Raw genomic sequence first — 10,087 nt, forward strand, 5'->3', positions numbered from 1 at the left:
AGATTTGTATAAGAGCCAGATGATAGCAGAGGCGCGGCGGCGGCCACGAGGGCACATGTTGCACCGCGGCAGTACCGGGCCCCGGCCCGGGCTGTCATAATTCGCCGGATCGCCGCCCGTCCCGAGGCGGAGGACAGTCTTCGATGTTCTCACTCCAGACCATTTTCGGCTCCGGCAAGCAGTTCTTCACGCTTCTGGACGAAGCGGCCATCGCGGCCCACGACAGCACCAAGGCCCTGTACCAGATGATGAAGGCCGCCGACCGGCAGCCGGCCCTGGATGCGTTCAAGCTGGCCCGCCAGCGCGAGCGGACCGCGTCGGAGAAGATCAGCCAGGCCCTGGTCGACAGCTTCATGACCCCGCTGGAGCGCGAGGACATCGAGGCCCTCGGCTCGGCGCTGTACAAGATCCCCAAGCAGGTCGAGAAGTTCGCCGACCGCTACTCGCTGGCCACCCAGCACCTGGCGCACATCGACTTCGCCCCGCGCGCGGCCATGCTGGAGCAGGCCGCCGGCGTGGTGGTGGAGATGGTCCACGGGCTGCGCCACATGAACCTGGACAAGATGACGGTACTCAACGAGAAGCTGCGTTCGATCGAGAACGAGGCCGACCGGCTGATGCTGGAGCTGTACCGCGACATCTATTCCGGGCGCCTGGACCATCTGCAGATGTTCCTGCTGAAGGAATTCTTCGAGATCCTGGAGAAGGCCATCGACCGGTGCCGCGAGGCCGGCGTGGTGGTCTACCAGATCACGCTCAAGAACAGCTGACGGGCCACTGCCATGCTGACCCTCGTGCTGGTCGTGATCCTGGCCGCGCTCGTCTTCGAGTTCATCAACGGCTTCCACGACACCGCCAACTCCATCGCCACGGTGGTGGCCACGAAGGTGCTGTCGCCGGGCGCCGCGGTGTCGCTGGCGGCGGTGATGAACTTGGTCGGCGCGCTGATGGGCACCGCGGTGGCGGCCACCATCGCCACCGGCATCATCAACACCGACGTGGTCGAGGCCAGCTCGCAGGTGATCCTGTGCGCGCTGCTGGGCGGCATCGGCTGGAACCTGATCACCTGGTGGTTCGGCCTGCCGTCCTCCTCCTCGCATGCGCTGATCGGCGGCCTCTGCGGCGCCGGCCTGGCCGCGGCCAGCAACAACTGGGACGCGCTGATCTGGTCGCAGCACCTGGGCAGCTGGTCGCAGAACAAGGGCCTGCTGTGGAAGGTGTTCCTGCCCATGGTCACCTCGCCGGTGGCCGGTTTCATCATGGGCGTGGCGATCATGGTCCTGCTGTGGGCGATCATCGCCGCCATGGCCCGCGCCGGCGGCGTCCTCGGCCGGCTGGCGCGCCCGCGCTGGGTCAACGCCTTCTTCGGCAAGGCGCAGATCGCCTCGGCCGCGTACATGGGCTTCGCCCACGGCCACAACGACGCGCAGAAGACCATGGGCATCATCGCCCTGACCCTGCTGGGCGCCGAGGCCGCCGGTACCCTGGACAACCTGCCGTCGTGGCTGGCCTTCCTGCACCCGGGCGACAACGACAGCACCCACATCGCCACGTGGATCGTGCTGACCTGTGCCCTGGTGATGGCCGCCGGCACCGCCTCGGGCGGATGGCGCATCATCAAGACCCTCGGCCACAAGATGGTCAAGCTGCACCCGATCCACGGCTTCGCCGCCGAGACCAGCTCGGCCACGGTACTGACCCTGGCCGCGCACTTCGGCATGCCCGTGTCGACCACCCACAGCATCTCCACCGCGATCATGGGCGTCGGTTTCGCCAAGAACCCGCGTGCGCTGAAGATCGGCGTGATCGAGCGCATCGTCTGGGCCTGGATCATGACCATCCCGGCCGCCGGCGGCCTGGCCTGGCTGTTCCTGCGCGGCATGAAGTCGATGGGCTGGGCCTGAGGTCCAGCCGCAAGCGGTACACGGAAGGCCGCCGCAGGGCGGCCTTCCTTTTGCGCGGACCGTGCGGGCGCCGCGGCGTTAAGCTTCGCCCATGCCGGAACCCGACGCCGCCGCCGCCCGCATCCTCGCCGCCGTTCGCGCCATCCCGCGCGGGCAGGTGGCCGGCTATGGCGAGGTGGCCCGCCGCGCGGGGCTGCCGGGCAGGGCGCGGCTGGCGGCGCGGGTGCTGTCGCAGAACAGCGATCCCGCGCTGCCGTGGCATCGCGTGCTGCGTTCCGACGGCCGCATCGCATTCCCGGAAGGGTCCACGGGCTACCGCGAGCAGTGCCAGCGCCTGCGCGCCGAGGGCGTGGCCGTGGTCGGTGGCCGCGTGCGTCGCGGGCTGGCGGGGGCCGCGCACAGCGACCTGGACCCGATCGTCTGGGGACCACCGCCGGGCTGAGACGCCTCATCCGGGACTCCACGGCCGCCCGTTATGATGGAGTCCCCCATCGATGGAGCCGCGGATGTTCGCGCGACTGCCCCCCGTCACCAAGGCGCTGTTGATCGCCAACGTGGTGGCCTTCCTGCTGCAGCTGGTGCTCGGCGACGCCACGTTCAGCCCGTTCATGCTCTGGCCGCCGCAGGGATTCGACCCGTTCTCGCCGGCGCAGAACTTCCAGCCATGGCAACTGCTGACCTACGGTTTCCTGCATGGCAGCCTGGGCCACCTGTTCTTCAACATGCTCGCGCTGTACATGTTCGGTGCGCCGCTGGAGGCGACCTGGGGCCCCCGCCGGTTCCTGGCCTACTGGTTGATCGCCATCGCCGGCGCCGGACTGTGCCAGATGCTGGTGGGCTGGTGGACCGTTTCCTCCGGTGGCCAGCCCTATCCCACGATTGGCGCCTCGGGCGGGGTATTCGGCCTGCTGCTGGCCTACGGCATGCTGTTCCCGAACCAGCGGGTGATGCTGCTGTTCCCGCCGATCCCGATGAAGGCGCGTACCTTCGTGATCGTGTTCGGCGTGATCGAACTGATGCTCGGAATCACCGGCTGGCAACCGGGCGTGGCCCATTTCGCGCACCTCGGCGGCATGCTGTTCGGGTGGCTGGTGATCCGCTACTGGCGCGGGCAGCCGCCCTTCGGCGGCGGACGGCGTCCGCCGCGCGGACCCAGCCATCTGCGCCGGGTGAAGTAGCGGAAAGCAGGGAAGGGCGCGGGCGACCGCGCCCTTTGCCTGTGCGGCCGCGGCAGGCGTTCCGGCAGGCCACCACATCGCCTGCGGGACGTGCCGGTGGACGCTGCACCCGCGGCTTCCGGACCCCGTGCGGCCACGGTGGCCCCTCCCAAAAAAACGGGGCCCGGCAATGCCGGGCCCCGTGCGCATCAACCTGCGCGGGGGATTACCAGATCACGACCTGGGCATCGCCCTGGCGCGCCATCGGCGCACCCGGCTCGCACTTGAACGCGGCGGCGAAGGCCGGCAGGTTCGACGGCGCGCCGATGGCGCGGAACTGCGCCGGGGCGTGCTCGTCGGTGGCGATGCGGGTCTTCAGCTCCTCAGGGGTGAAGTTGCGGCGCCACACCGTGGCCCAGTTGAGGAAGAAGCGCTGGTCGCGGGTCAGGCCGTCGGTCATCGGATCCGGCTGGCCCTCGGTGGCCTTCTTCATCGCGTCGTAGGCCGTGGCCAGGCCGCCCAGGTCGGCGATGTTCTCGCCCAGGGTGTGGCGGCCGTTGACCTTCTGGCCGTCGGCGGTGGTGTAGCCGTTGAACTGTTCGACCAGCTTGCCGGTGCGCGAGGCGAAGCCCTTGGCGTCGGCCTCGGTCCACCAGTTCTCGAACTTGCCGGTGGCGCCGAAGCGGCTGCCCTGGTCGTCGTAGCCATGGGTCATCTCGTGGCCGATCACCGCGCCGATGCCGCCGTAGTTCATCTCGTCGGTGGCTTCGGGATCGAAGAACGGCGGCTGCAGGATGGCGGCCGGGAACACGATCTCGTTCTGCAGCGGGTTGTAGTAGGCGTTGACCATCTGCGGCGGCATGCCCCATTCGGTCTTGTCCACCGGCTGGCCGATCTTGGACAGGTTCCAGCGGTAGTTGAACTCCTGGGCGGCCAGCACGTTGCCGATGTAGCTCTCGCGGCTGGTCTCCAGGCCGTCCCACTCGCGCCACTTGTCGGGGTAGCCGATCTTGGTGGTGAACGCGGCGTTCTTGGCCAGGGCCTTGGCCTTGGTCTCCTCGCTCATCCACTCCAGGTTCTGGATGCGCGCTTCCAGCGCCTGGCCGAGGTTGGCGACCAGGGCCTCCATCTTGGCCTTGGACTCGGCCGGGAACGCGACCTGCACGTACAGCTGGCCCAGGGCTTCACCGGCCTGGTTGTTGATCGTGCCGAGCACGCGCTTCCAGCGCGGCTTCATTTCCTTCTGGCCGCGCAGGGTGGCCGAGTAGAAGTTGAAGTTCTCCTGCACGAACTCGTCGCTCAGGAACGGCGCGGCGCCGTCGACGGTGTGGAAGCGCAGGTAGGCCTTCCACACCGACGGATCGGTGTCGGCCAGGGCCTTGTCGACCTCCTTGTGGAAGTCCGGCATCGCCAGCGAGAACTGCTGCGGCGCGGCCACGCCCTGCGACTCGAAGAACTTCGACCAGGGGAAGTTCGGGGTCAGCGCGTCGGCGTCGGCCAGGCTGACCGGGTTGTAGTACAGCGAGACGTCGCGGCTCAGGTCCTCGCGCGACTTGGAGGCCTTGGCCAGGCGGGTCTCGAAGGCCATGACCTGCTGCGCCTGCTGGGCGGCCGCGGCGGCTTCGACGCCGGACAGCTCCAGGATGCGGGCGATGTGGGCGACGTACTTCTCGCGGATGTCCTTCTTGTCCGGGTCGAAGTAGTACTTGCTGTCCGGCAGGCCCAGGCCGGCCTGGCTGGCGTAGGCGATGTTCAGGTCCGGATTCTGGAAGTCGGCTTCGGCGCCGAAGCCGAACAGGAAGTTCCCGCCCTTGGCGGCGCTGGTGCGCAGGTATTCGGCGATGGCGTCCTTGTCCGACAGCGCGTCGATCGCCGCCAGTTCGGCCGACAGCGGCTCGATGCCCTGGGCGTTGATCTTCGCCTCGTCCATGCCGGTGGCCCACAGGTCGCCGACGATCTTCTTCACGCCGGTGGCGGCAGTGTCGGCGCCGGCCTGTTCGGCCAGCTGCTGCTGGACGGCGTTGGAGCGCTCGTCGAGCATCTCGAACGCGCCCCAGCTGGTGCGGTCGCCCGGGATCGGGTTGGCGGCCAGCCACTTGCCGTTGGCGTAGCCGGCGAAGTCGGAGCAGGCTTCCTTGGTCTCGTCCAGGTCGGCCAGCTGGAAGCGGCCGACCGGCGGCAGCCTGCTCTCGTCAAGGGTCAGGGCCGGCTCGCTGGCGGCAGGGGTGGATTCGTCCTTGGAGCAGGCGGCCAGCGCGGCGGCGATGGCCAGCGGCAGCAGCAGGGCTTGGGTCTTGCGGATGTTCACGGTGGGAGGTCTCCGGCCCTCGCGGGCGTGCTTTGGCCCCGGGGCGGGGCAGTGCCCCGACTGTACGCCGGCGTTTGCCGGACGGGGGAATGCCGGAGGTCATGCGTGCAGAATGTCCCCGGACGGACTACGGGGAGGGCAGGGATGGACATCGAATTCCACGGAGCCGCCGGTGGCGTCACCGGCTCGATGCACCTGGTGGAGGCGGCCGGCCGGAGGATCCTGCTGGACTGCGGGATGCTCCAGGGCGGCCGCGAGCTGGAGGCCGGCAACGCCGAGCCGTTCCCGTTCGACCCGGCGGCGCTGGATGCGGTGGTGGTCAGCCACGCCCATATCGACCATATCGGGCGCCTGCCGCTGCTGGTGGCGCGCGGCTACCGTGGGCCGGTGTGGCTGCAGCGGGCCACCGCCGACCTGCTGCCGGTGATGCTGGAGGACGCCGCGTCGCTGGCCGCCTCCGAGGCCGAGCGCGCCAACCGGCGGCGGCACCCGGACGAGCCACGGCAGGCCCCGCTGTTCACGACGGAGGACGTGGCCGCGGTGCTGCGGCTGCTGCGGCCGCTGGACTACGACGTCCGTACCGGGATCCTGCCGGGCGTGGAGCTGGCGCTGCGCGACGCGGGCCACATCCTCGGCTCGTGCATCGTCGAGCTGTGGGGCGACGGCCGCAAGCTGGTCTTCTCCGGCGACCTGGGACCGAAGGGGACGCCGATCCTGCGCGATCCGTCCGTGATCACCGAGGCCGACCTGGTGGTGATGGAGTCCACCTATGGCGACCGCGACCACCGCGAACGCAGCGCCACCGTGCAGGAGCTGGGCGAGGTGTTCGAGCACGCCTGGCGCGATGGCGGTACGGTGCTGATCCCGGCCTTCGCCGTGGGCCGCAGCCAGGAACTGCTGTACTGGTTCGCCCGCTACTGGAACGAGTGGAAGCTGGAGCGCTGGCGGATCTTCCTCGACAGCCCCATGGCCGGGAAGGTGGTCGCGGTCTACGACCGCCACCACGAACTGTTCGACGAACAGGCCACCCGGGTGTGGCGACAGAAACCCTCGCCGTTCCGCCTGCCCAACCTGCACTACACCGAGTCCACCCAGGCTTCGATGGGGATCAACTCGATCGTGTCCGGCGCGATCGTGATCGCCGGTTCGGGCATGGCCAACGGCGGCCGCATCCAGCACCACCTGCGCCACCGCCTGGACCGGCGCGATACCCACGTGGTGTTCGTCGGCTACCAGGCCGAGGGGACCCTGGGCCGGCGCCTGGTCGAGCGCGCGCAGTGGGTGCGCATCCACGGCGAGGAGGTACGGGTGGCCGCGCAGATCCACACCGTGGGCGGCCTGTCGGCGCACACCGGCCAGGGCGGCCTGCTGGAGTGGTATGGCCAGTTCCGCGGCACGCCGCCGGTCGCCCTGGTCCATGGCGAGGACGACGCGCGCCAGGCGCTGGCCGCGGAGATCGGCCGGCGTTACGGGGCGCGGGTCGAACTGCCGCGGCTGGGCACGCGGCTGGCGGTCTGAGGCGGGCGCCGGCGCCCGGGTGGTATACCTGCCGCATGCGAAGCGATGACAACCGGCGTGACGTTCTCCTCGTAGGTGGCGGCCACAACGGCCTGGTCTGCGCCGCCTACCTGGCAAAGGCGGGGTTGAAGGTGACCGTGCTGGAGCGCCGCGACGTGGTCGGTGGCGCGGCGGTGACCGGGGAGTTCCATCCCGGATTCCGCAACTCGGTGGCCTCGTACACCGTCTCGTTGCTGCAGCCGAAGGTGATCGAGGACCTGGACCTGCACGGCCACGGTCTGCGCGTGGTCCTGCGCCGGCGCAACAACTTCCTGCCGCTGCCCGATGGCGGCTACCTGCTCCCCGGGGGCGGGCGCACGGCCGAAGAGGTCGCGAAGTTCTCCCGCCGCGACGCGGAGATGCTGCCGGCGTACGAAGCACGCCTGGACGCGATGGCCGACGTGCTGCGCGCGCTGGCCCTGCAGCCGCCGCCCAACGTCACCGATGGCGGCTGGCTGCAGGCGCTGCCGGAACTGCTGCGTACCGCGCGCCTGGGTCGCCAGCTGCACGCGCTGGACCCGGCCCTGCGCCAGGACCTGCTGGACCTGTTCACCATCTCCGCCGCCGAGTACCTGGACCGCTGGTTCGAGAGCGGGCCGATCAAGGCCCTGTTCGGGTTCGACGGCATCGTCGGCAATTACGCCAGCCCCTATGCGCCAGGCACGGCCTACGTGCTGCTGCACCACGTGTTCGGCCAGGCCAACGGGGTCAAGGGCGCCTGGGGCCATGCGATCGGCGGGATGGGCGCGATCACCCGGGCCATGGCGCGGGCCGCCGGGGCCGCCGGCGCGGAGATCCGGACCGGGCAGGGCGTGGAACGGGTCCTGGTCGAGGACAGCCGCGCCGTGGGCGTGGTGACCTCGGGCGGGGAGACGCTGCGCGCCCGCGCAGTGGTCGCCAACGTCAATCCGAAGCTGCTCTACCAGCGGCTGCTGCCGGCCGGAGCGGTGCCCGCTGCCACCGCCGAGCGCATGCGCAACTGGCGCTGCGGCTCGGGCACGTTCCGCATGAACGTGGCCCTGTCGCGCGCGCCGGACTTCAGTGCGCTGCCCGGCGAGGGCGACCATCTCACCGCCGGCATCATCCTCGCCCCCAGCCTGGATTACATGGACCGCGCCTGGCGCGACGCGCGCGAGCACGGCTGGTCGCGCGAGCCGATCGTGGAAATGCTGGTGCCCTCCACCCTGGACGACTCGCTGGCCCCGCCGGGCATGCACGTGGCCAGCCTGTTCTGCCAGCACGTGGCGCCGGAACTTCCCGGTGGCCGCAGCTGGGACGACCACCGCGAGGAGGTGGCCGACCTGATGGTCGCCACCGTGGACCGCCATGCGCCGGGCTTCGCCGCCTCGGTGCTGGGCCGGCAGGTGCTCTCACCGCTGGACCTGGAACGCGAGTTCGGCCTGGTCGGGGGCGACATCTTCCATGGCGCGCTGAGCCTCAACCAGCTGTTCTCGGCACGCCCGATGCTGGGCCAGGCCAACTGCCGTGGCGCGATCCCGGGCCTGTACCTGTGCGGCTCCGGCACCCACCCCGGCGGCGGGGTCACCGGCGCGCCGGGCCACAATGCGGCGCAGGTGGTGATCGCGGACCTGGGTTGAGGCCAGCGGCCGGCGCCGCTCAGGCTGCGGCCTGTTCCCGCAACGCGCGTGCGCGCTCGGCGCCGAGGTAGCCGATGATCGCCCGCCGCATCAGGTACAGCAGCGGGATCAGGGCGATGGCGAACAGCATCTTGTAGGCGTAGTTGAGCGTGCTGACCGCCAGGAACAGCGAGGTCGGCCACTTCTGCGGGCCAAGCACGAAGGCGATCCAGATCACCACGAAGCTGTCGATCAGCTGCGACACCGCGGTCGAGCCGGTGGCGCGCAGCCACACGTGGCGTTCGCCGGTGGCGCGGCGGATGCGGTGGAACACGGCCACGTCGATCAGCTGCCCAACCACGAACGCCACCAGCGACCCGGCGATGGTCCACAGGCCCTGGCCGAACACCGCGGCGAACGCGGCCTGGTAATCGGGTACGCCCTGTGCGGCGGCGGCCTCGCGCCACCAGCCGGCGGGGGCCAGGGAGATCGCGACGAAGGCGAACAGGAAGCCGTAGCAGATCAGTCCGGCCGCCAGCCATGAAATGAAGCGCACGCCGCGGCGACCGAAGAACTCGTTGATGGTGTCCGTCATGATGAACACGATCGGCCACAGCAGGGTGCCGGCGGTAAAGCTCAGCGAGCCGGTCTGGCCGAACAGGTTCCACTCCAGCGGCGCCAGGCCGAGGGTGTCCTCGAGCGCGAAGATCTTGACCCCGATGAACTCGGCCAGCACCGCGTTGGCGCAGAAGAACGCGGCCAGGACGATGAAGAGAAGGACCGCGCGATCCTGCAGCGGACGCGCCGTCACCGCCTCCATCAGCGGTCCCCCGCGCGGGTGAACGGCATGGTTTCCGGGGCCACCGCGCCCCCGGAGATGATGAAGCTCATGGCCTGGTCCACGGTCCAGTCGGTCGGGGTCAGCAGTTCGACCGGCACCACCTCCAGGTAGCCGGAGGTCGGGTTGGGCGTGGTCGGCACGTACACGGCCGCCAGCTCGCGGCCGCTGCCTTCCTCGCGCAGCACCCGGGTCACCAGGCCGATGGATTTCATCTCCCGGTGCGGGAAGTCGATCAGCACCACGCGCTGGGTACTGCCGGGCTTGGTCTGCAGGATGTCCAGCAGCTTGCGTGCACTGGTGTAGATCACGTTGGCCAGCGGCACCCGCGCGATCAGCGCCTCGAACCAGTGCAACAGGCGCTGCCCGATCACCCGCCGGGCCAGCATGCCCACGCCCAGGATCACCACCAGGGTGGCGAGCGTGGCGATGGTGTTCTGCACCCACATGGCGTTGAACCAGCCCAGCGAGTCCGGGAAGGAGCCGGCGATGCGCTGGGATACCGGCACCACCCACGGGCTGCTGATGCCCGACAGCAGCACGAACACGAACTTCACCACCACCCAGGTCAGCCAGATCGGCAGCAGGGTCAGCAGTCCGGTGATGAACAGGCGTTGCAGCGATGCGCGCTGGGGCGCTACTCGGCGCGGCCGCTGGGGCCGCAAGGGCACGCCAACGCAGGGGGGGCGCCCAACAACCGAGGATCCGCCCACGACGTGGGGCTTGCCGGGAAGGCGGGCGGCAAG

General features: G+C 69.9%; 9 protein-coding genes. 6 read left to right on the forward strand and 3 right to left on the reverse strand.

The window, feature by feature from the left end:
* Nucleotides 1-143 precede the first annotated feature (143 nt).
* The 4 genes from CSC68_RS15460 to CSC68_RS15475 all read left to right on the forward strand — a co-directional run bounded on the left by CSC68_RS15460 (nt 144) and on the right by CSC68_RS15475 (nt 3,082).
* Complete coding sequence (locus CSC68_RS15460) at nt 144-770, forward strand: DUF47 domain-containing protein (protein ID WP_019398087.1); 627 nt, start codon at nt 144-146, stop codon at nt 768-770.
* 12 nt (nt 771-782) lie between these two features.
* Nucleotides 783-1,904, forward strand: a complete 1,122-nt coding sequence (locus tag CSC68_RS15465; protein ID WP_162204494.1) for an inorganic phosphate transporter — start codon at nt 783-785, stop codon at nt 1,902-1,904.
* Nucleotides 1,905-1,995: 91 nt separating this feature from the next.
* Complete coding sequence (locus CSC68_RS15470) at nt 1,996-2,346, forward strand: MGMT family protein (protein ID WP_162204495.1); 351 nt, start codon at nt 1,996-1,998, stop codon at nt 2,344-2,346.
* Nucleotides 2,347-2,410: 64 nt separating this feature from the next.
* Nucleotides 2,411-3,082, forward strand: coding sequence for a rhomboid family intramembrane serine protease (locus CSC68_RS15475; protein WP_162204496.1), 672 nt, complete (start codon nt 2,411-2,413; stop codon nt 3,080-3,082).
* Nucleotides 3,083-3,287: 205 nt separating this feature from the next.
* Here CSC68_RS15475 and CSC68_RS15480 read toward each other — a convergent pair whose 3' ends face one another.
* On the reverse strand, nt 3,288-5,345 hold the full coding sequence (locus CSC68_RS15480) for a M13 family metallopeptidase (protein WP_162204499.1): 2,058 nt from the start codon (nt 5,343-5,345) through the stop codon (nt 3,288-3,290).
* Between the two features lie 168 nt (nt 5,346-5,513).
* Here CSC68_RS15480 and CSC68_RS15485 point away from each other — a divergent pair, with 168 nt between their 5' ends.
* Together CSC68_RS15485 and CSC68_RS15490 are read left to right on the forward strand one after the other, a co-directional pair.
* On the forward strand, nt 5,514-6,887 hold the full coding sequence (locus tag CSC68_RS15485; protein ID WP_162204497.1) for an MBL fold metallo-hydrolase RNA specificity domain-containing protein: 1,374 nt from the start codon (nt 5,514-5,516) through the stop codon (nt 6,885-6,887).
* A gap of 35 nt (nt 6,888-6,922) precedes the next feature.
* Nucleotides 6,923-8,524: a phytoene desaturase family protein gene (locus CSC68_RS15490; RefSeq protein ID WP_162204498.1), complete on the forward strand. Its 1,602-nt coding sequence runs from the start codon at nt 6,923-6,925 to the stop codon at nt 8,522-8,524.
* Between the two features lie 19 nt (nt 8,525-8,543).
* Here the strand turns inward: CSC68_RS15490 and CSC68_RS15495 are convergent, their stop codons facing one another.
* Together CSC68_RS15495 and CSC68_RS15500 are read right to left on the reverse strand one after the other, a co-directional pair.
* Nucleotides 8,544-9,323: a queuosine precursor transporter gene (locus CSC68_RS15495; protein WP_211365775.1), complete on the reverse strand. Its 780-nt coding sequence runs from the start codon at nt 9,321-9,323 to the stop codon at nt 8,544-8,546.
* Nucleotides 9,323-10,012: a DUF502 domain-containing protein gene (locus CSC68_RS15500; protein WP_246193633.1), complete on the reverse strand. Its 690-nt coding sequence runs from the start codon at nt 10,010-10,012 to the stop codon at nt 9,323-9,325. The genes CSC68_RS15495 and CSC68_RS15500 overlap by 1 nt, the downstream gene beginning before the upstream one ends.
* Between the last annotated feature and the right edge of the window lie 75 nt (nt 10,013-10,087).

The sequence above is a fragment of the Pseudoxanthomonas suwonensis genome, assembly GCF_010093235.1.
GTDB lineage: Bacteria > Pseudomonadota > Gammaproteobacteria > Xanthomonadales > Xanthomonadaceae > Pseudoxanthomonas > Pseudoxanthomonas suwonensis.